The organism is Variovorax sp. PDC80 (assembly GCF_900115375.1).
In the GTDB taxonomy this organism is placed as follows: domain Bacteria; phylum Pseudomonadota; class Gammaproteobacteria; order Burkholderiales; family Burkholderiaceae_C; genus Variovorax.
In genome coordinates, this window is the sequence record NZ_FOWG01000011.1 from 118747 (window position 1) to 138655 (window position 19909).

The window sequence follows — 19909 nt, forward strand, 5'->3', positions numbered from 1 at the left end:
TCCATGGCATCGACCCACACCCTCGCGAACGCGGCCCCCGCCGCCTCGACGCCGCCCGGACCCTGGCGCGAATTCTGGAGTGCGTTCTCCGCCAACCGCGGCGCGGTGATCGGCCTCGTGACCATCGTCGTGCTGCTGCTGGTCGCGCTGCTCGCGCCGTGGATCGCGCCGCATGCGCCCAACCAGACCAACAGCGCCGTGTTCCTGCAGCCGCCGGCCTGGCAGCAGGGCGGCTCGCTCACCTACCTGCTGGGCACCGATGCCATCGGCCGCGACATCCTCTCGCGCCTGATGTACGGCGCGCGCCTGTCGCTGTCGATCGGCGTCGCGGTGGTCGCGATCTCGGTGGTGGTGGGCGTGGTGCTCGGCCTGGTCGCGGGCTTCTTCCGCGGCGTGCTCGAGATCGCGATCATGCGGCTGATGGACATCATCCTCACGCTGCCGAGCCTGCTGCTCGCGATCGTGATCGTGGCCATCCTCGGGCCCGGCCTCATCAACGCGATGCTCGCCGTGGCCATCGTCGTGCTGCCGCACTACGTGCGCATCACGCGCGCGGCCGTCATCGCCGAGGTCTCGCGCGACTACGTGACCGCGGCGCGCGTCAGCGGCGCCGGCACCCTGCGCCTGATGTTCCGCGAGGTGCTGCCCAACTGCGCGGCGCCGCTGATCGTGCAGGCCTCGCTGGGCATCTCCACCGCCATCCTCGACGCGGCAGCGCTCGGCTTCCTCGGCCTCGGCGCGCAGCCGCCCTCGCCCGAGTGGGGCACCATGCTGGCCGATGCGCGCGAGTTCGTGCTGCGCGCCTGGTGGGTCGTGACCTTTCCCGGCCTCGCGATCCTCGCGGCGGTGCTGGCCTTCAACCTGCTGGGCGACGGTCTGCGCGACGCGCTCGATCCGAAGCTCAAGCGCTGAAGCAAGGGAACGCATCGATGCCTTTGCTCGACATCCAGGATCTGCACGTCGAATTCCCGACCCAGGGCGGCGTGATGCATGCGGTCGACGGCGTGAGCCTCTCGCTCGAGGAGGGCGAGGTGCTCGGCATCGTCGGCGAGTCGGGCTCGGGCAAGAGCGTGACCATGATGGCGCTGATGGGGCTGATCGGCTTCCCGGGCCGCGTGCGCGCCGACCACATGCGCTTCGCGGGCCGCGACCTGCTCGGCATCTCCGACAAGGCGCGCCGCGCGCTGGTGGGCAAGGAGGTCGCGATGATCTTCCAGGAGCCCACCACCAGCCTCAACCCCTGCTTCACCATCGGCTTCCAGTTGATGGAGACGCTGCGCCTGCATCTCGGGCTCGACCGGCGCGCGGCGAAGAAGCGCGCCACCGAGTTGCTCGAGCAGGTCGGCATCCCGGCCGCGTCGTCGCGCCTCTCGAGCTATCCGCACCAGCTCTCGGGCGGCATGAACCAGCGCGTGATGATCGCGATGGCGATCGCCTGCAACCCGCGCCTCTTGATCGCCGACGAGCCGACCACCGCGCTCGACGTCACGATCCAGGCGCAGATCCTCGACCTGCTGCGCGACCTGCAGAAGGAGCGCGGCATGGCGCTGGTGCTGATCACGCACAACATGGGCGTGGTCAGCGAGATGGCGCAGCGCATCGCCGTGATGTATGCGGGCCAGGTGATGGAGCAGCAGCGCGTGGACCGGCTGTTCGCGACGCCGCAGCATCCCTACACCGAGGCGCTCCTGGCCGCGCTGCCCGAGCGCGCGCCGCCCGACGGCCGGCTCGCCACCATCGCGGGCGTGGTGCCCGGCGTGCACGACCGGCCCGCGGGTTGCCTGTTCGCGCCGCGCTGCGGCTACGTGACGACGCGCGCCTGCCAGGTGCGCCCGGCCCTGCGCGGCGTCGAGGCACTGCCCGGCGCGCAGGTGCGCTGCCACTTCCCGCTCGGCGAACCGGGGCGCATGGCCGCGATCGAGCGCGACCGGCCGCGCCTGCCGCGCGTCGAGGAGGCCGCATCGTGAGCGCCGCGGAAATCGTGGTCGAGGCGAAGAACCTGCAGCGCATCTACGAGGTGCGCCGCGGCCTGTTCCGCCCGAACGCGCAACTGCGCGCGGTGGGCGACATCTCGTTCCGGCTCGAGCGTGGCCGCACGCTCGCGGTGGTCGGCGAATCGGGCTGCGGCAAATCGACGCTCGCGCGCATGGTCGCGCTGATCGAGAAGCCGACGGCGGGCCAGCTCACGCTGGTCGGCCACGATGCCGTGAACCCGCCGTCCGAGCGGCGCCGCGAACTGCGCCAGGCGGTGCAGCTGGTGTTCCAGAACCCCTACGGCTCGCTCAATCCGCGCAAGAAGGTCGCGGCGGTGCTCGAGGATCCGCTCGCGATCAACACCACGCTCGGCAAGGCCGAGCGTGCCGCCAAGGCGCGCGAGATGCTCGCGCGCGTGGGCCTGCGGCCCGAGCATGCCAACCGCTATCCGCACATGTTCTCGGGCGGCCAGCGCCAGCGCATCGCGATCGCGCGCGCGCTGATGCTCGAGCCGCGGCTGGTGGTGGCCGACGAGCCGGTGTCGGCGCTCGACGTGTCGATCCAGGCCCAGGTGCTGAACCTGCTGGCCGACTTGCAGGCCGAGCTCGGCCTGGCCTACCTGTTCATCTCGCACGACCTCGGCGTGGTGCGCCACATCGCGCACGACGTGCTCGTGATGTACCTCGGCCATGCGGTGGAGCAGGGCCCGAAGGCGCGCATCTTCGAGCGTCCGCTGCATCCCTACACGCAGGCGCTGCTGGCCTCCACGCCGGGCCTCAGCAGCCAGCGCATCGTGCTCAAGGGTGAGCTGCCGTCGCCGCTGTCGCCGCCGCCGGGCTGCGTCTTCAGCACGCGCTGCCCGCATGTCACGCAGCGCTGCCGCGACGAGCGGCCCGTGCTGCGCGAGCTCGACCAGCGTCGCGTCGCCTGCCACTACGCCGAGCGTTTTCTCGAAGGCGCGCCGGTGGTGCGCGCCGATTTGCCGTCGGCACCGCCGTTCATCGCACCCGTCGCGATGAATCCCTGAAACCCGCTTTCCGTTTTCTCCAACCCGTGTCTCAAGGAGTTCCCATGACGAACCGTTCCTTCCTCCCGCGCCGCGCACGACGGCTGGCGCTGCTGGCACCCGTGGCGATCGCGGCGCTGACCCTGGCCTGCGGCGCGGTGTCGGCCAAGACGCTGGTCTACTGCTCCGAGGGCAGCCCCGAGAACTTCTATCCGGGCATGAACACCACCGGCACCTCGTTCGACGTGACCACGCAGGTCTACAACACCATCGTCGAGTTCGAGCGCGGCGGCACCAAGGTCGTGCCGGGCCTGGCCGAGAAGTGGGACATCTCGGCCGACGGCACGGTCTACACCTTCCACCTGCGCAAGGGCGTGAAGTGGCACACCACGAGCAAGAGCTTCAAGCCCACGCGCGACTTCAACGCCGACGACTTCATCTTCATGATCGACCGCCAGTGGAAGGAGAGCGATCCCTTCTTCAAGGTCACGAGCCAGAACCACTCCTACTTCAACGACATGGGCATGCCCAAGCTGCTGAAGTCGGTGGACCGCATCGACGACTACACGGTGAAGATCACGCTCAACCAGGCCGAGGCGCCGTTCCTCGCCAACCTCGCGATGCAGTACGCGGGTATCCAGTCGAAGGAGTACGCGATCGCGATGCTCAAGGCCGGCACGCCCGAGAAGGTCGACCAGGACCCGATCGGCACCGGCCCGTTCTACCTCGTGCAGTACCAGAAGGACGCGGTCATCCGCTTCAAGGCCTTCCCGCAGTACTGGGGCGGCAAGGCCAAGATCGACGACCTGGTGTTCGCGATCACGCCCGATGCCTCGGTGCGCTGGGCCAAGCTGCAGAAGGGCGAATGCCACGTCATGCCCTACCCGAACCCGGCCGACCTCGATGCGATCCGCAAGGACCCGAACGTGCAGGTGCTCGAGCAGCCGGGCCTGAACGTCGGCTACCTCTCGTACAACACGACCAAGAAGCCCTTCGACGACGTGCGCGTGCGCAAGGCCATCAACATGGCGATCAACAAGAAGGCGATCATCGACGGCGTCTACCTCTCGACCGGCGTGGCCGCGAAGAACCCGATTCCGCCGACCATGTGGTCCTACAACGATGCGGTGAAGGACGACCCCTACGATCCCGAAGCCGCGAAGAAGCTGCTGGCGCAGGCCGGCTTCCCCGACGGCTTCTCGACCGACCTGTGGGCCATGCCGGTGCAGCGGCCCTACAACCCGAACGCCAAGCGCATCGCCGAGCTGATGCAGGCCGACCTCGCCAAGATCAACGTCAAGGCCGAGATCAAGAGCTTCGAATGGGGCGAGTACCGCAAGCGGCTGCAGGCCGGCGAGCACCAGATGGGCATGCTGGGCTGGACCGGCGACAACGGCGACCCCGACAACTTCCTCTACACGCTGCTGGGCTGCGCCTCGGCCAAGTCGGCGAGCGGCAGCAACATCTCGAAGTTCTGCTACCAGCCCTACGAGGACATCGTGGTGAAGGCCAAGAGCGCGACCAAGCAGGCCGACCGCGACGCGCTCTACAAGAAGGCGCAAGTCATCTTCAAGGAGCAAGCGCCGTGGTTCACCATCGCGCACGCGGTGCAGCTCAAGCCGGTGCGCAAGGAAGTGATCGACTTCAAGCTCAGCCCCTTCGGCCGCCACACCTTCTACGGCGTGGACATCAAGTAAGCGGTGGGGGCCACCGCACCCATCGCGATCGTCGCGGCGATGCACGAGGAGCTGAAGGCGCTCCTCGCGCTGATGCCCGACGAGCAGCGCGTGCGCGTCGCGGGCCGCGACTTCTGGGTCGGCCACCTGCAGGGCCAACCCGTGGTCGCGGTGCTGTCGCGCATCGGCAAGGTCGCGGCCGCGGTGACGGCCACGCTGCTGCTCGAGCGCTTCGGCGTGCGCGCCATCGTCTTCAGCGGTGTGGCGGGCGGGCTCGCGCCGGGCGTCGAGGTCGGCGACGTGGTCGTGGCGACCGAGCTGCTGCAGCACGACATGGATGCCTCGCCGCTCTTTCCGAAGCACGAGGTGCCGTTGATGGGAATCTCGCGTTTCAAGGCCGATGCGGCGATCGGCGATGCACTGGCGGCCGTGGCCGAGCAGACCTTGCGCGATCCCGTGGCCCTGGTGGGGCAGGGCGCCGTCGACGAATTCGGCCTGCGTTCGCCGACCGTGCATCGCGGCCTGCTGATCAGTGGCGACCGCTTCGTCGCGACCGCGGCCGAAAGCGAGGCGCTGCGCCGCGCGCTGCCCGATGCGCTGGCGGTGGAGATGGAAGGCGCCGCGGTGGCTCAGGTGTGCCACGACTACGGCGTGCCCTTCGCCGCGATGCGCACGATCTCGGACCGTGCCGACGACGCGGCCCATGGCGACTTCGCACGCTTCGTCGCCGAGGTCGCGAGCCGCTACAGCCTGGCGCTGGTCGGCGCCTGGCTCGCCGCCCAGCCTTCTACTTGAGCCAGCCGCGCCGGCGGAAGTACCACATCGGCACCAGCGCGCTCGCGGCCATCAGCACGATGGCGTAGGGATAGCCCATGGCCCAGTCGAGCTCGGGCATGAACTTGAAGTTCATGCCGTAGATGCTCGCGATCAAGGTCGGCGGCAGCAGCGCGACGCTGGCCACCGAGAAGATCTTGATCGTCTTGTTCTGGTTGATGTTGATGAAACCGACGGTCGCATCCATCAGGAAGTTGATCTTGTCGAACAGGAAGGCCGTGTGGTTGTCGAGCGATTCGATGTCGCGCAGGATCTGCCGCGCCTCCTCGAACTGCTCGGCATTGAGCATCTTGCTGCGCATCATGAAGCTGACCGCGCGGCGCGTGTCCATCACGTTGCGGCGGATGCGCCCGTTCAGGTCTTCCTGGCGCGCGATGGCGCCCAGCACCTCGCCCGCGAGTTCGTCGCTGACGTTGCCCGAGAGCACCTTCTTGCTGGCGGCCTCGAGCTCGTCGTAGATGTTCTCGAGCGAGTCGGCCGAGTACTCGGCGTCGGCGTCGAAGAGCTTGAGCATCACTTCCTTCGCGTCCTCGATCAGCCCCGGGGCGCGGCGCGCGCGCATGCGCAACAGGCGGAACACGGGCACGTCCTCGTCGTGGATCGAGAACAGCACGCCGCGGCTGCGCAGGTCGGTGTTGTGCTGGTTGAGGATGAACGCGACGCGCACCGCGCGCGGGGCTTCGTCGTCGTCGATCAGGAAGTCGCTGCGGATGTGGAGCTCGCCGTTGTCCTCTTCATAGAAGCGCGCCGATTCCTCGATGTCCTCGTCCATCGCGTCCTCGGGGATCGAGAGGCCGTAGTACTGCTTGATCCAGCGCTTCTCCTCGAGCGTGGGCGATTCGAGGTCGACCCAGATCGGCTGGAAGCGGGAGAGCTCCTCGAGGGCCTCGATCTCTTCCTGGACGAGGCGGCCGTTGGCGAGCGTGAAGATATTGAGCATGGCTCACTCCCGTGAAATGGCTGGGGCGATGGGGCGGACGGGCGGGGGGGCGAGAAAGGGGGCGCTTTCAAATCCCGGACCCGGTCGGCCGGACTCAGCCGGGAGTTGAAAGCTGCCGAGACGGGGCGGTTTCCACGATGCGGTCTCCAGTTGCAGCGAGGCGCGATTATGTCATCGGCGAATGAGCGCAGAGTTGGCTGGACTGGACGAACATCCAGTAGAGTGGCGCCCATGCCGAGCGCCGTGTCCCCCGTTTTTTCCAGCCCGCCGGCGACCCAGGCCGAGCGCCTCGCGGCCGCCCTCGCCAGCCTCAACGACGAGCAGCGCGCGGCGGTCGAGCACGGGGTGGAGGCGCTGGCTGGTGGCGCGCCGGACGCGGCCGATGCAGGGCCCTTGCTCGTCATCGCCGGCGCCGGCTCGGGCAAGACCAGCACGCTGGCGCACCGGGTGGCGCACCTGATCGCGCGCGGGGTCGACCCGCAGCGCCTGCTGCTTTTGACCTTCTCGCGCCGCGCCGCGCAGGAAATGGCGCAGCGCGCCGGCCAGGTGCTCGCGCGCGTGCTGGGGCTGCAGGCCCACACCGCGCCCGCGCTGCCCTGGGCCGGCACCTTCCACGGCATCGGCGCGCGGCTGCTGCGCGAGTACGCCGCGCAGATCGGGCTGGACGACAACTTCACCATCCACGACCGCGGCGACGCCGAGGACCTGATGGGGCTGGCGCGGCACGAGCTCGGTTTCTCGTCGAGCGCGCGCCGCTTTCCGCACAAGGGCACCTGCCTGTCGATCTATTCGCGCTGCGTGAACACGCGCGCGCCGCTCGAGTCGGTGTTGAAGCAGTCCTTTCCGTGGTGCGCCGAATGGGGCGTCGAGCTGCAGCAGCTGTTCGGCGCCTACGTCGAGGCCAAGCAGCAGCAGAACGTGCTCGACTACGACGACCTGCTGCTCTACTGGGCCGGCATGATGGAGGAGCCCACGCTGGCGCAGCACCTGGGCGCGCGCTTCGACCACGTGCTGGTCGACGAGTACCAGGACACCAACCTGCTGCAGGCCGCGATCCTGCTCGCGCTCAAGCCCGATGGCCGGGGCGTGACGGTGGTGGGCGACGACGCGCAGTCGATCTACTCGTTCCGCGGCGCGACGGTGCGCAACATCCTCGACTTCCCCTCGCAGTTCTCGCGGCCGGCGCGCGTGGTCACGCTGGAGCGCAACTACCGCTCCACCCAGCCGATCCTCGACGTGTCGAACGCATGCATCGCGCATGCGGCCGAGCGCCATGCCAAGACGCTGTGGACCGACAAGCCCTCGGCCGGGCGGCCGCAGATCGTGCGCGTGCCCGACGAATCGCAGCAGGCCTGCTGGGTGGCCGACAAGGTGCTCGCGCACCGCGAGGGCGGGCTCGCGCTCAAGTCGCAGGCGGTGCTGTTCCGCACCTCGAGCCACAGCGCGCCGCTCGAGCTCGAGCTGGCGCGCCGCAACATCCCGTTCGTGAAGTACGGCGGGCTCAAGTTCCTCGAGGCCTCGCACGTGAAGGACCTGCTCGCGGTGCTGCGCTTCGCGCAGAACCCGCGCGGGCGCATGGCGGGCTTTCGCGTCACGCAGCTGATCCCGGGCATCGGGCCGGCCACCAGCGCGAAGCTGCTCGACGCGATGGACCAGGCGGCCGATCCGGCCGTCGCGCTGCGCGACTTCGTGCCGCCGAGCGCCGCGCGCGCCGAATGGGCCGCCTTCGCCGAGGCCTATGCCGCGCTGCGCGCGCCGTCGCTGGCCTGGCCGGCCGACGTGGGCATCGCGATGGACTGGTACCTGCCGCACCTCGAGCGGCTCTACGACGACACCGCGGGCACGCGCCGCGGCGACGTCGAGCAACTGGTGCACATGGCCTCGGGCTACGCCTCGCGCGAACGCTTCCTCACCGAGCTCACGCTCGATCCGCCCGAAGCCACCAGCGACCGGCCGGGGCCGCCGCTGCTCGACGAGGACTACCTGATCCTCTCGACCATCCATTCGGCCAAGGGCCAGGAGTGGAACTCCGTCCACGTGCTCAACGTGGTCGACGGCTGCATGCCGGCCGACGTGGCGCAGAGCGCGCAGGAGCTCGAGGAGGAGCGGCGCCTGCTCTACGTCGCCATGACCCGCGCCCGCGACCACCTGCACCTGCTGGTGCCGCAGCGCTTCTACATCCCGCAGCAGGCCGCGCGCGGCGACCGGCATCTCTATGCCAACCGCAGCCGCTTCATTCCCGATGCCGACCTCGCGCGCTTCGAGGCCCAGACCTGGCCGCCCCCGCCGCCGCGCGCGCCGGCAGTGCCGCCGCCGGCCGCGGTGATCGACCTGCGAAACCGGATGCGCGCCGCCTGGCGCTGAGCAAGCCCGGCCCTTTCTTCAGCAGGGTCATGCGCGGGTGGCCGCGAAAGATGGGCGCGGCAGCGAGCGTTCGCAACGCGGCCCGCAGCTTGCGGGGCCGCTGGGGCCTGCTATGGAAGAAATAGCTGAGCATGCGACGCGGTCCGCCGGTGCGTCATCCGGGCATCCCCCGGTATTGCAATACCGTGACAGCTTGGGCATAGTGAATCGACCTTCTCCTCTCCCGCACCCCTCTCTCTTCCCCCTCTCCCCCTTTCTTCTCCCAGCCCCACAACCGTTTTCGCCGGCCGCGCTGTATCCGCAGCGATGGTCATTTCCCCAACCGTCAATTCCAGGAGGTCATTCATGAATTTGACGATCAGCGGTCATCACCTCGACGTCACCCCTGCCTTGCGCACCTACGTCACGAGCAAGCTGGACCGGATCACCCGACATTTCGACCAGGTGGTCGATGTGAAGGTGATCCTCACGGTGGAAAAGCAGAAGGAAAAGGAACGCCGGCAACGGGCCGAGTGCAACATCCACGTCAAGGGCAATGACATGTTCGCGGAGTCGAGCCACGCTGATCTCTATGCCGCGGTCGATGAACTGGTCGACAAGCTCGACCGCCAGGTGGTGCGCCACAAGGACCGCCTGCAGGACCATCACCACAGCGCGCCCAAGCGCCTGATGTAAGACCCAGCGGATTTCCGGCTGTCGCGCCGGAGACTCTCGAAGCCGCCTCCGGGCGGCTTTTTCATGGGCTTTTCCGACTGCCCATCAAGGGTTTGAAGGGCCTCTGTCGAGGGAAGCGAGGCCTGCGGGCAACATGTAACCAGAAAGTAGATAAGCGGAGTGGGGGTTTTTACCAAGCAGGTGCATAATCGCCCCCGCTCTGACCCACCATGAATCGTCTCGCGTCCATCCTGCCGCCCGCTCAAGTGCTTGTGAGCGTTGACGCCACCAGCAAGAAGCGTGCTTTCGAGGAAGCCGGCTTGCTGTTCGAAAGCCTTCACGGGCTGGGCCGCGCCCTGATCACCGACAGCCTCTTCGCGCGTGAGCGCCTCGGCTCCACCGGCCTCGGTCATGGCGTCGCCATTCCGCATGGCCGCATCAAGGGCCTCAAGGCCCCGATGGCCGCGGTGTTCCAGCTCGCGAACCCGATCGGCTTCGATGCCCCCGACGAGCAACCCGTCGGGCTGCTGATCTTCCTGCTGGTGCCCGAAGCCGCCACACAGAAGCACCTCGAAATCCTGTCCGAGATCGCCGAGCTGCTGAGTGATGCCGGCCTGCGCGAGCAGATCAAGTCGAGCACCGACGCGGCCGCGCTGCACGGCCTGATCGCCGGCTGGCACTCCACGCAAGTCGCCTGAGCCCATGGCTCGCGGGGCGTGGCTGCTGCTAAGCTGCGCTGCCCTTCTTCCCGTCCCCCCTCACTTCCGAAGCGGTGCCGCGCGCCGCGCCCTGAACGCATGAAGCCGACCGTCATCAGCGCCGATGCCATGTTCGAGGAGTTCCGCGGCTCGCTGCGCTGGGAATGGCTCGCGGGACTCGGCGCGTCCGAGCGCCAGTTCGATCCCGAGGTCATCAGCCGCGCCCAGTCGGCCGCCGACCTGGTCGGCTACCTCAACTACATCCATCCGTACCGCGTGCAGATCCTCGGCGCGCGCGAGGTCGCCTACCTGACGCGCGGCAGCCCCGAGGACACCGCGCGGCGCATCGCCCGCATCGTCACGCTCGAGCCGCCGATGCTGGTGCTGGCCGACGGCCAGGCCGCGCCCGACGAGCTGCTGTCGATCTGCGAGCGCGCCCAGCTGCCGCTGTTCGCCACGCGCGAGTCCTCGGCCTTCGTGATCGACCTGCTGCGCGCCTACCTGTCCAAGCACTTCGCCGAGCGCACCTCGATGCACGGCGTGTTCATGGACATCCTGGGCATGGGCGTGATGATCACGGGCGAGTCGGGCCTCGGGAAGAGCGAACTCGGCCTCGAACTGATCTCGCGCGGCAACGGCCTGGTGGCCGACGACGCGGTCGATCTCTACCGCATCAACCAGAACACCATCGAGGGCCGCTGCCCCGATCTGCTGCTGAACCTGCTCGAGGTGCGCGGCATCGGCCTGCTCGACATCCGCGCGATCTTCGGCGAGACGGCGGTGCGGCGGAAGATGCGGCTCAAGCTCATCGTGCACCTGGTGCGGCGCGACAGCTTCGAGCGCGACTACGAGCGCATGCCCTCGACGCCGCTCACGCAGGACGTGCTGGGCATCCCGGTGCGCAAGGTCATCATCCAGGTGGTGGCGGGTCGCAACATCGCCGTGCTGGTCGAGGCCGCGGTGCGCAATTCGATCCTGCAGCTGCGCGGCATCGACACCTATGCCGATTTCGTGGCGCGCCACCACAAGGCGATGGAAAGCGCGCGCGACGCGGACTAGCTCAGCGCTTCTTGACGCAGTCGCCGCACAAGCCGTAGAGCGACATGGCGTGGTCCTGCAGGATCCAGCCCTTGTCCTTGGCCACCAGCTGCTGGCGGCGCTCGATCTCGGCGTCGTAGAACTCCTCGACCTTGCCGCAGGCGGTGCAGATCAGGTGGTCGTGGTGCGTGCCTTCGTTGAGTTCGTAGACGGCCTTGCCGCTCTCGAAATGGCTGCGCTCGAGGATGCCGGCCTGCTCGAACTGGGTGAGCACCCGGTAGACGGTGGCCAGGCCGATGTCGGAATGCTCGTTGAGCAGCACCCGGAACACGTCCTCGGCGGTCATGTGGCGTTGGCCGCCGGTCTGGAAGATTTCCAGAATCTTCAGCCGCGGCAGGGTGGCCTTGAGGCCGGTGTTCTTGAGTTCGTCGATGTTGGCCATGATGGTTCCTGCGCCCTGGGCAGCCAAAGGCCCCGGAGGGGCCAGCCGCTACAATGGCCGATCATATCGCTACCCCCTTTTCCCCCAATGCCTGCCATTTTCCAACGCCGTCCCTGGCTGCTGGCTGCGGCCGTTGCCGTCACCCTGGGCCTCGGTGCCTGCAGCGGTTTCAGCGAGCGCTCGCGTGGCGCGCTGTCGGCCGTCACCCCCTACAAGGTCGAGGTGGTCCAGGGCAACTTCGTGTCCAAGGAACAGGTCGCGGCGCTCAAGACGGGCATGTCGCGCCAGCAGGTGCGCGAGATCCTCGGCACCTCGCTGCTCACCGACATCTTCCATTCGAACCGCTGGGACTACGTCTTCACGATCCGGCGCCAGGGCGTGGAGCCGCAGGAGCGCCGCTTCACCGTCTTCTTCAACGGCGAGCAGCTCGAGCGCTGGGAAGGCGGCGAGATGCCGAGCGAGGAAGAATTCGTCGCCACGCTCGACACCCGCAAGAAGACCGGCAAGGTGCCGCCGCTCGAGGCCACGGAAGAAGAACTCAAGAAGTTCGACCCCAAGGGCGACCGGAAAGCCACCGACACCGAGAGCAAGGCGCCCGCCACGCTGCCCCCGCTCCCGGCCGCCTACCCGCCGCTCGAGGCCGCGCGCTAAAAGCGGCGCCCGGCCGGCGCGCCGAACCTGGCTTGGCGGGGCGGCGCGGTTTCCCCACCCATCGTCCCTACCGTCCTCCGACGGCAAGCAAGCCCGAATCCGCGTGACCGACTCCAACACCACCACCTCCTCCACGCCGGCCGCGCGCCGGGTTGCCGTCGCCGGCGCGTCGGGCCGCATGGGCCGCATGCTGATCGAGGCGGTTCGCAACACCCCCGACTGCCGCCTGGCCGGCGCGCTCGACGTGGCCGCCAGCCCCGCCATCGGCAGCGACGCGGGCGCCTTCCTCGGCTTCTCCAGCGGCGTGGCCATCGCCGCCGACCTGCGCGCGGGCCTGCAGGACGCCCAGGTGCTGATCGACTTCACCCGCCCCGAGGGCACGATGGCGCACCTGGCCGTCTGCCGCGAACTCGGCGTGCAGGCCGTGATCGGCACCACCGGCTTCAGCGACGCGCAGAAGGCCGAGATCGCCGAGATCGCCAAGGACATCGCGATCGTCATGGCGCCCAACATGAGCGTGGGCGTCAACGTCACCTTCAAGCTGCTCGAAATGGCGGCCAAGGCGCTGTCCACCGGCTACGACATCGAGATCGTCGAAGCCCACCACCGCCACAAGATCGACGCCCCCTCGGGCACCGCGCTCAAGATGGGCGAGGTCATCGCCGACGCGCTGGGCCGCGACCTCAAGGAATGCGCGGTCTACGGCCGCGAGGGCGTGACCGGCGAGCGCGACCCGTCGACCATCGGCTTCGCCACCGTGCGCGGCGGCGACATCGTCGGCGACCACACGGTGCTGTTCGCCGGCACCGGCGAGCGCATCGAGATCGCCCACAAGTCCTCGAGCCGCGCCAACTACGCGCAGGGCAGCCTGCGCGCGGTGCGCTTCCTGGCCGACCAGCGCGCCGGCCTGTTCGACATGTTCGACGTGCTCGGCCTGCGCTGAGCCCGGCCTTCCTCCGCCATCCCCGACGATGAGCGTCCTCGAACTGCTGACCCACGGCGACGGCGTCAGCCGCTCGGTGGCCGCGCTGCTGCTCGCGATGTCGATTTCGAGCTGGGTCGTGATCCTCTGGAAGGGCTGGCTGCTGCGCGGCGGCACGCGCGACGTGCTGCGCAGCATCGCGGCCTTCTGGCAGTCGACCAGCCTCGCTGAAGCCGAACAGCGGCTGCAGGCCTTCGACCGTTCGGCGCTGGTGCTGCCCACGGTCGCGGCGCTGCGCCAGGCCGCGGCCTCCCAGGCGCAAGACGCCGCCACCCTCGGCGCCGCGGGCGACCGCAACCAGCGACTCACGCGCGTGCTGCGCGAGGCGCTGCACGGTGCTCTGCGCCGGCTGCAGGCCGGGCAGATCCTGCTCGCCACGGTCGGCGCCACGGCGCCCTTCGTCGGTCTGCTCGGCACGGTCTGGGGCATCTACGGCGCGCTCGTGGGCATCGCGGGCCAGGCCGGCGGCTTCACCATCGACAAGGTGGCCGGACCGGTCGGCGAGGCACTCGTGATGACCGCCTTCGGCCTCGCGGTGGCGATCCCGGCCGTGCTGGCCTACAACGTCTTCGGCCGCGTCATCGGCCGCGTCGAGGCCGAGCTCGAAGGCTTCGCCCACGACCTGCTCGGCAGCTTCGGCGAAGCGCCCGCGGCGGTGCCGGCTCCGCCGCCGCCCGCGCGGCCGATGCCGGTCTGAACCGCTTCGCCCCATGGCCTTCGGACGCACCTCGCTCGGCAGCAGTTCCGCCGGCGGTGGCCGTGCCACCGGTGCCGGCGGCCAGCGGCCGCTGTCCGACATCAATGTCACGCCGCTGGTCGACGTGATGCTGGTGCTGCTGGTGATCTTCATCATCACGGCGCCGCTGATGGCCAGCTCGATCAAGCTCGACCTGCCGCAGACCGATGCCGGCCAGCCCAACGACACGCCGAAGTTCGTGAGCCTGTCGGTCGACCCGGCGGGCAAGGCCTTCCTCAACGACCAGCCCGTGACCGACGAGGAACTCGGGACCCGCCTCGAGAAGGCCGCCGCCGACAGCAAGGACACCGAAGTCCAGCTGCGCGCCGACCAGACCGTGTCCTACGGCCGCGTGGTGGCCCTGATGGGCATCGCCAACAAGGCGGGCCTGAGCCGCATCGGCTTCGTCACCGAGGCGCCGCCGCCGACGACGCCGCGCTGACGCCGGCCGGCGCCGGGCTCAGCCCAGCACCACCGGCTTGGTCTGCCAGATGTCGTGCGCGTACTGGGCGATCGTGCGGTCCGACGAGAAGGCACCCATGCCCGCCACGTTGAGGATCGCGGTGCGCGTCCAGGCGTCGGCGTCGCGGTAGAGCGCATCGACCTCGGCCTGCTTCGCGACGTAGCTCGCGTAGTCGGCCAGCAGCAGGTAGTGGTCGCCCCAGTTCACCAGCGCGTCGTAGATGCCCTGGTAGCGCGCGGGTTCGGCCGGCGAGAAGGCGCCGTCGCGGATCGCGTCGAGCACGCGCCGCAGCTCCTCGTTCCCGTCGTAGATGTCGCGCGGCTGGTAGCCGCGCGCGCGGATCTCGGCCACCTCGGGCGTGGTGTTGCCGAAGATGAAGATGTTTTCGGGCCCGACGTTCTCGCGCATCTCGACGTTGGCGCCGTCGAGCGTGCCGATGGTCAGCGCGCCGTTGAGCGCGAACTTCATGTTGCCGGTGCCCGAGGCCTCCGTGCCCGCGGTGGATATCTGCTCCGACAGGTCGGCCGCCGGCATGATGATCTCGGCCAGGCTCACGCTGTAGTTGGGCAGGAACACCACCTTCAGCAGCTTGCCCACGCGCGCGTCGGCGTTGATGGTCGCGGCCACGTCGTTGATGAGGCGGATCACCTGCTTGGCCATCACGTAGGCCGAGGCCGCCTTGCCCGCGAACACCACCACGCGCGGCACGATATCGACGCTGCCGCCCGCGGCCTGGGCGTCGAGGATGCGGTGGTAGCGTGCGATCACGTGCAGCACGTTGAGCAGCTGGCGCTTGTACTCGTGGATGCGCTTGACCTGCACGTCGAACATCGCGTCGGTGTCGACCACGATGTTCATGTGCTGCTCGATCCAGTTGGCCAGCCGCAGCTTGTTCTCGCGCTTGGCGTGGCGGAAGGCGCGCACGAAGGGCGGCTGCGCCGCCATCGGCCGCAGCGCCTCGAGCTGCGAGAGGTCGCGCCGCCAGCCCTTGCCCAGCCGCTGGTCGAGCAGCGCGGCCAGCGGCGGGTTGGCCTGCGCGAGCCAGCGCCGCGGCGTGACGCCGTTGGTCTTGTTGTTGAAGCGCTCGGGAAAGATCTTCGCGAAGTCCGCGAAGATCGACTGCTTCATCAGCTCCGAGTGCAGTCCCGACACGCCGTTGATCGAGTGGCTCGCGAGCACCGCCACGTAGGCCATGCGCACGCGGCGCTCGCCGGCCTCGTCGACCAGCGAGAGGCGGCGCATCAGCTCGACGTCGTTGCCGTGCGTCTGCGTCACGGTGGCGAGGAAGCGCGCGTTGATGTCGTAGATGATCTGCAGGTGGCGCGGCAGGATGCGCCCGAGCATCTCGACCGGCCAGGTCTCGAGCGCCTCGTGCATCAGCGTGTGGTTGGTGTAGCTGAACACCTTCTGCGTGTGGGCCCAGGCCGTGTCCCAGGGCAGGCCGTGCTCGTCGAGCAGCAGGCGCATCAGCTCGGGCACCGCGAGCACCGGGTGGGTGTCGTTGAGGTGGATGCTGACCTTCTCCGAGAGCCGGTCGAAGCTGGTGTGGTTGCGCAGGTAGCGCCGCAGCAGGTCCTGCACGCTGGCGCTGCAGAAGAAGTACTCCTGGTGCAGCCGCAGCTCGCGGCCCGAGGGCGTGGAGTCGTCGGGGTAGAGCACGCGCGAGACGTTCTCCGAGTGGTTCTTGCTCTCCACCGCCGCCATGTAGTTGCCGCGGTTGAAGGCCGAGAGGTCGATCTCCTCGGTGGCGCGCGCCGACCACAGGCGCAGCGTGTTGGTGGCCTGCGTGCCGTAGCCCGGGATGATGGTGTCGTAGGCCACGGCGCGCACGTCGTGGGTGTCGACCCAGTCGGCCGCGCCGTAGGGCGCGTTGGTGCCTTCGCGCTTCTGCACGCGGCCGCCGAAGCGCACGCGGTAGTTGACCTCGGGCCGCTTGAATTCCCAGGGGTTGCCGCGCGTGAGCCAGTAGTCGGGCGTCTCCACCTGCTGGCCGTCGACGATGCGCTGGCGGAACATGCCGTATTCGTAGCGGATGCCGTAGCCCATGCCCGGCACGCCGAGCGTGGCCATCGAGTCGAGGAAGCAGGCCGCGAGCCGGCCGAGGCCGCCGTTGCCCAGCGCCGCGTCGGGCTCGCGCTCGGACAGCGCCTCCATGTCGACACCGAAGTCGGCCAGCGCATCGCGCACGGTGGCGTGGAGGTCGACTGCGAGCAGCGCGTTGGTGAAGGTGCGCCCGATCAGGAACTCCATCGACAGGTAGTACACGCGCTTGAGGTCCTGCGCGTAGTTGGCGCGCGTGGTCGCCATCCAGCGCTCCACCAGCTGGTCGCGCACCGCGAGCGCGGTGGCGTAGAGCCAGTCGTCCTGGCTCGCGGCCACGGGGTCCTTGCCGACCGCGTAGATCAGCTTGTTGGCCACGGCGCGCTTGAAGGCCGCGACATCGCGGTCGGGATGGTCGTAGGCGAAGTCTTCGATCGTCATGGTGGGTGTGTCTTGTGTGCGGGTTGAACGGATGCCCCGGGCCTTCTTCAGTGGGGCAGGGGCGTCGGTGCCTGGGCCGCGGCCAGCGCCTGCCGGTACACGGCCACGTACTGCGCGGCCGCGGTGGCCCAGTCGGCGGGGCGCCGCATCGCGTGGCCGCGCACGCGCCGCCAGTCGGGGGCGCGCTGGTAGAGCGCGAAGGCGCGGCGCACCGCGCGATCGTAGTCCGCCGAGTCGAAACGGTCGAACACGAAGCCGGTGGCCTCGCCGCTGGCCATGTCCTCGAGCGTGCTGTCGACCACCGTGTCGGCCAGCCCGCCGACGCGGCGCACCAGCGGCAGGCTGCCGTACTTGAGGCCGTACATCTGCGTCAGGCCGCAGGGCTCGAACAGCGAGGGCACCAGGGTCACGTCGCCCGCGCCGAAGAGCTGGTGCGCGAGCGTCTCGTTGTAGCCGATGGTGACGCTGACCGCGTCGGGCGCGGCGGCCGCGCGCTGGCGGAAGGCGTCTTCGAGCCAGGCCTCGCCGCTGCCCAGCAGCGCGAGCTGGCCGCCCTGCGCGAGCAGCGCGTCGAGGCCCTGCAGCACCAGGCGCAGCCCCTTCTGCTCGGTGAGCCGGCTCACGAGGATGAACAGCGGCGCATCGGGCCGCGCGGCCAGCCCGAGCTGGTGCTGCAGCACGGACTTGCAGCGCGCCTTGCCCGCCATGTGGCGGCCCTCGGGCGTCTGGTAGCCCTGCACCAGCGCCGGGTCGGCGGCCGGATTCCAGACCTGGTCGTCGACCGCATTGAGGATGCCGTCGAGCACGCCGCCGCGCTGGCGCAGCAGGCCGTCGAGGCCGCAGCCCTGGTCGGGCGTCTGGATCTCGCGCGCGTAGGTCGGGCTCACGGTGGTGAGCCGGTCGGCATAGGCGAGCCCGCCCTTCATGAACGAGAGCTGGCCGTGGTATTCGAGCCCGTTCATCTGGAAAGCGGGCGCTGGCAGGCCGAGCTCGGGGAAGTGCCAGGGCGCGAACAGGCCCTGGTAGGCGAGGTTGTGGACCGTGAAGACGCTGCCCACACGCGGCCCGTCGGCGCCGCGCGCGAAGGCCATGTAGGCCGGCGCGAGCCCCGCGTGCCAGTCGTGCGCATGGACCACCTCGGGCAGCCAGGCCGGATCGAGCCCCTGCGCGAGCTGGGCCGCGGCCCAGCCCAGCAGCGCGAAGCGCAGGTGGTTGTCGCCGTAGGGCTGGCGGTTGGCGTCTTCGTAGGGATTGCCGGGCCGGTCGAACAGCGCGGGCGCATCGACCACGTAGGCCGGGATCGGCGGCGCGCCGTCGATCTCGATGCGCCCCTGCAGCAGCCCGAAGCGCTCGCCCCAGGGCGCCGCGAAGGCGGCGACCGGCGCGAGCCCGCGCACGCCCGCCACGATGGCCGGGAAGCCCGGCAGCAGCACGCGCGCGTCCTGGTCCGCGGCCATCAGCGCGAGCGGCAGCGCGCCGGCGACGTCGGCCAGGCCGCCGGTCTTGAGCAGGGGAAAGAGTTCGGCGCTGACCTGGAGGACTCTCATCGGCGGCATCAGGCGGCGGGCGCCGCGGAGCGCTCCGCCAGCCGCTTGAGCATTTCGCGCGTGACCAGCACCACGCCCGTTTCCGTGCGCTCGAAGCGCGCGGCATCGGCCTCGGCGTCCTCGCCGATCACCATCTCGTCGGGGATCACGCAGGCGCGGTCGATCACCACGCGGCTGAGCCGGCAGCCGCGCCCGACCTCCACGTCGGGCAGCAGCACCGCCTCGTGGACGGTGCAGAACGAGTGGATGCGCACGCCCGAGAACAGCACCGAGCTGCTGACCTGCGAGCCCGAGACGATGCAGCCGCCCGAGACGATGGTGTTGACCGTCATGCCGTGGCGGCCGTCGCGGTCGAGCACGAACTTGGCCGGAGGCAGCTGCCGCTGGTAGGTCCAGATGGGCCAGTCGGTGTCATAGATGTCCAGCTCCGGGGTGATCGACGCGAGGTCGAGGTTCGCCGCCCAGAATGCATCAATCGTGCCCACGTCGCGCCAGTAGGCCTTGGCGCCCGGCCCGCGCGAGGCCCGCGTGACGCAGGACATGCCGAACGGATGCGCGAGCGCCCGGCCCTCGGCCACCGCGCGCGGGATGATGTCCTTGCCGAAGTCGTGGCTGGAGTTCGGGTCGCGGCTGTCTTCCTCGAGCAGCTTGTAGAGGTAGGCCGAATCGAACACGTAGATGCCCATGCTGGCCAGTGCCACGTCGGGGTGGCCCGGCATCGCGGGCGGGTCGGCCGGCTTCTCGAGGAAGCTGGTGATGCGGCGGCTGTCGTCGATCGCCATCACGCCGAAGGCCGTGGCCTCCATGCGCGGCACCTCGATGCAGCCCACGGTGCAGCCCGCGCCGCTCTCGGCATGGTCCTTGACCATGATCGAGTAGTCCATCTTGTAGATGTGGTCGCCCGCGAGCACCACCACGTAGTCGTGCGGCGTGGAGCGGGTCTGGATGATGTCGAGGTTCTGGTAGACCGCGTCGGCCGTGCCGCGGTACCAGTGCTCGTCGCCCATGCGCTGCTGCGCGGGCAGCACGTCGACCATCTCGTTGAGCTCGGCGCGCAGGAAGCTCCAGCCGCGCTGCAGGTGGCGCATCAGCGAATGCGACTTGTACTGCGTGACCACCGCCATGCGCCGGATGCCCGAGTTGAGGCAGTTGGAGAGCGCGAAATCGATGATGCGGAACTTGCCGCCGAAATACACGGCCGGCTTGGCGCGCCGGTCGGTCAGCTGCTTGAGCCGGGAGCCGCGTCCGCCGGCCAGTACCAGCGCGATGGTGCGGCGCACGAGCTGGTGCGATTGCAGCGGCGTGCCGGGGGCGGCCGCGGGTGTCTTGTGATCCATCCTGTGTCTCCGTTCGTTCGTTCGTGTGTCGTCAGAGTTTCTGTGTGTGCCTGTGCCCGCTCGGGCCCTTGCACACTAGCACCGCC

General features: G+C 69.3%; 18 protein-coding genes. 13 read left to right on the forward strand and 5 right to left on the reverse strand.

What is annotated here, in order from left to right; all coding sequences use genetic code 11:
• The first annotated feature begins 3 nt into the window (after positions 1-3).
• The 5 genes from BM109_RS28565 to BM109_RS28585 are packed head-to-tail and all read left to right on the forward strand — an operon-like array spanning position 4 to position 5451.
• Entirely contained in the window at positions 4-912 is a 909-nt protein-coding gene (locus BM109_RS28565) for an ABC transporter permease subunit (RefSeq protein ID WP_093350484.1), read from the forward strand.
• 17 nt (positions 913-929) lie between these two features.
• A complete protein-coding gene (locus BM109_RS28570; RefSeq protein ID WP_093350487.1) occupies positions 930-1967 on the forward strand; it encodes an ABC transporter ATP-binding protein in 1038 nt (345 codons plus the stop codon).
• The gene (locus BM109_RS28575) at positions 1964-3001 is read left to right on the forward strand and encodes a dipeptide ABC transporter ATP-binding protein (RefSeq protein WP_093350490.1); all 1038 of its coding nucleotides are present in this window, start codon (positions 1964-1966) and stop codon (positions 2999-3001) included. The genes BM109_RS28570 and BM109_RS28575 overlap by 4 nt, the downstream gene beginning before the upstream one ends.
• A 44-nt stretch (positions 3002-3045) precedes the next feature.
• Positions 3046-4677, forward strand: coding sequence for an ABC transporter substrate-binding protein (locus BM109_RS28580; protein ID WP_093350493.1), 1632 nt, complete (start codon positions 3046-3048; stop codon positions 4675-4677).
• Between the two features lie 39 nt (positions 4678-4716).
• Entirely contained in the window at positions 4717-5451 is a 735-nt protein-coding gene (locus BM109_RS28585; protein WP_093350933.1) for a 5'-methylthioadenosine/adenosylhomocysteine nucleosidase, read from the forward strand.
• On the opposite strand, the gene corA is transcribed toward BM109_RS28585, so the two are convergent.
• Positions 5444-6430: a magnesium/cobalt transporter CorA gene (gene corA, locus BM109_RS28590; protein WP_057593823.1), complete on the reverse strand. Its 987-nt coding sequence runs from the start codon at positions 6428-6430 to the stop codon at positions 5444-5446. The genes BM109_RS28585 and corA overlap by 8 nt on opposite strands.
• Positions 6431-6661: 231 nt before the next feature.
• On the opposite strand from corA, the gene BM109_RS28595 reads away from it, so the two are divergent.
• The 4 genes from BM109_RS28595 to hprK all read left to right on the forward strand — a co-directional run bounded on the left by BM109_RS28595 (position 6662) and on the right by hprK (position 11205).
• Positions 6662-8794 carry an ATP-dependent helicase gene (locus BM109_RS28595; protein ID WP_093350496.1) on the forward strand — a complete coding sequence of 711 codons (2133 nt, stop codon included), beginning with the start codon at positions 6662-6664 and terminating at the stop codon, positions 8792-8794.
• Positions 8795-9139: 345 nt separating this feature from the next.
• A complete protein-coding gene (hpf, locus tag BM109_RS28600) occupies positions 9140-9469 on the forward strand; it encodes a ribosome hibernation-promoting factor, HPF/YfiA family (RefSeq protein ID WP_093246312.1) in 330 nt (109 codons plus the stop codon).
• 209 nt (positions 9470-9678) lie between these two features.
• Positions 9679-10146, forward strand: coding sequence for a PTS sugar transporter subunit IIA (locus BM109_RS28605; protein ID WP_057593827.1), 468 nt, complete (start codon positions 9679-9681; stop codon positions 10144-10146).
• A 99-nt stretch (positions 10147-10245) separates the two neighbouring features.
• Positions 10246-11205 carry an HPr(Ser) kinase/phosphatase gene (hprK, locus tag BM109_RS28610; protein ID WP_057593828.1) on the forward strand — a complete coding sequence of 320 codons (960 nt, stop codon included), beginning with the start codon at positions 10246-10248 and terminating at the stop codon, positions 11203-11205.
• Position 11206: 1 nt separating this feature from the next.
• Here the strand turns inward: hprK and fur are convergent, their stop codons facing one another.
• Positions 11207-11626, reverse strand: coding sequence for a ferric iron uptake transcriptional regulator (gene fur / locus BM109_RS28615; RefSeq protein WP_057593829.1), 420 nt, complete (start codon positions 11624-11626; stop codon positions 11207-11209).
• A gap of 87 nt (positions 11627-11713) precedes the next feature.
• Here fur and BM109_RS28620 point away from each other — a divergent pair, with 87 nt between their 5' ends.
• The 4 genes from BM109_RS28620 (at position 11714) to BM109_RS28635 (ending at position 14437) form a co-directional block, all read left to right on the forward strand.
• Entirely contained in the window at positions 11714-12277 is a 564-nt protein-coding gene (locus BM109_RS28620; RefSeq protein WP_093350499.1) for an outer membrane protein assembly factor BamE, read from the forward strand.
• A gap of 103 nt (positions 12278-12380) precedes the next feature.
• Complete coding sequence (gene dapB / locus BM109_RS28625; RefSeq protein WP_371268856.1) at positions 12381-13220, forward strand: 4-hydroxy-tetrahydrodipicolinate reductase; 840 nt, start codon at positions 12381-12383, stop codon at positions 13218-13220.
• A 28-nt stretch (positions 13221-13248) separates the two neighbouring features.
• Positions 13249-13956, forward strand: coding sequence for a MotA/TolQ/ExbB proton channel family protein (locus BM109_RS28630; protein WP_093350503.1), 708 nt, complete (start codon positions 13249-13251; stop codon positions 13954-13956).
• Between the two features lie 13 nt (positions 13957-13969).
• A complete protein-coding gene (locus BM109_RS28635; RefSeq protein WP_093350506.1) occupies positions 13970-14437 on the forward strand; it encodes an ExbD/TolR family protein in 468 nt (155 codons plus the stop codon).
• A gap of 18 nt (positions 14438-14455) precedes the next feature.
• Here the strand turns inward: BM109_RS28635 and BM109_RS28640 are convergent, their stop codons facing one another.
• From BM109_RS28640 to glgC, 3 genes are read right to left on the reverse strand one after another with little or no spacing between them, the layout of a single operon-like run.
• Positions 14456-16939: a glycogen/starch/alpha-glucan phosphorylase gene (locus tag BM109_RS28640; RefSeq protein ID WP_093350509.1), complete on the reverse strand. Its 2484-nt coding sequence runs from the start codon at positions 16937-16939 to the stop codon at positions 14456-14458.
• A 47-nt stretch (positions 16940-16986) separates the two neighbouring features.
• Positions 16987-18486 (reverse strand): glycogen synthase GlgA, encoded by a 1500-nt coding sequence (glgA, locus tag BM109_RS28645; RefSeq protein ID WP_093350938.1) that lies wholly within the window; start codon positions 18484-18486, stop codon positions 16987-16989.
• Positions 18487-18494: 8 nt separating this feature from the next.
• Positions 18495-19823 carry a glucose-1-phosphate adenylyltransferase gene (glgC, locus tag BM109_RS28650; RefSeq protein ID WP_093350512.1) on the reverse strand — a complete coding sequence of 443 codons (1329 nt, stop codon included), beginning with the start codon at positions 19821-19823 and terminating at the stop codon, positions 18495-18497.
• Positions 19824-19909: the final 86 nt, after the last annotated feature.

Bases quoted from the DNA above. Each gene is read 5' to 3' on its own strand.
- BM109_RS28605 (WP_057593827.1), top strand. From the start codon at position 9,679: ATGAATCGTCTCGCGTCCATCCTGCCGCCCGCTCAAGTGCTTGTGAGC.
- hpf (WP_093246312.1), top strand. From the start codon at position 9,140: ATGAATTTGACGATCAGCGGTCATCACCTCGACGTCACCCCTGCCTTG.
- BM109_RS28620 (WP_093350499.1), top strand. From the start codon at position 11,714: ATGCCTGCCATTTTCCAACGCCGTCCCTGGCTGCTGGCTGCGGCCGTT.
- BM109_RS28635 (WP_093350506.1), top strand. From the start codon at position 13,970: ATGGCCTTCGGACGCACCTCGCTCGGCAGCAGTTCCGCCGGCGGTGGC.
- BM109_RS28640 (WP_093350509.1), bottom strand. From the start codon at position 16,939: ATGACGATCGAAGACTTCGCCTACGACCATCCCGACCGCGATGTCGCG.
- glgC (WP_093350512.1), bottom strand. From the start codon at position 19,823: ATGGATCACAAGACACCCGCGGCCGCCCCCGGCACGCCGCTGCAATCG.
- BM109_RS28630 (WP_093350503.1), top strand. From the start codon at position 13,249: ATGAGCGTCCTCGAACTGCTGACCCACGGCGACGGCGTCAGCCGCTCG.
- BM109_RS28595 (WP_093350496.1), top strand. From the start codon at position 6,662: ATGCCGAGCGCCGTGTCCCCCGTTTTTTCCAGCCCGCCGGCGACCCAG.
- corA (WP_057593823.1), bottom strand. From the start codon at position 6,430: ATGCTCAATATCTTCACGCTCGCCAACGGCCGCCTCGTCCAGGAAGAG.
- BM109_RS28580 (WP_093350493.1), top strand. From the start codon at position 3,046: ATGACGAACCGTTCCTTCCTCCCGCGCCGCGCACGACGGCTGGCGCTG.
- BM109_RS28570 (WP_093350487.1), top strand. From the start codon at position 930: ATGCCTTTGCTCGACATCCAGGATCTGCACGTCGAATTCCCGACCCAG.
- glgA (WP_093350938.1), bottom strand. From the start codon at position 18,486: ATGAGAGTCCTCCAGGTCAGCGCCGAACTCTTTCCCCTGCTCAAGACC.
- BM109_RS28585 (WP_093350933.1), top strand. From the start codon at position 4,717: ATGCACGAGGAGCTGAAGGCGCTCCTCGCGCTGATGCCCGACGAGCAG.
- BM109_RS28565 (WP_093350484.1), top strand. From the start codon at position 4: ATGGCATCGACCCACACCCTCGCGAACGCGGCCCCCGCCGCCTCGACG.
- fur (WP_057593829.1), bottom strand. From the start codon at position 11,626: ATGGCCAACATCGACGAACTCAAGAACACCGGCCTCAAGGCCACCCTG.
- hprK (WP_057593828.1), top strand. From the start codon at position 10,246: ATGAAGCCGACCGTCATCAGCGCCGATGCCATGTTCGAGGAGTTCCGC.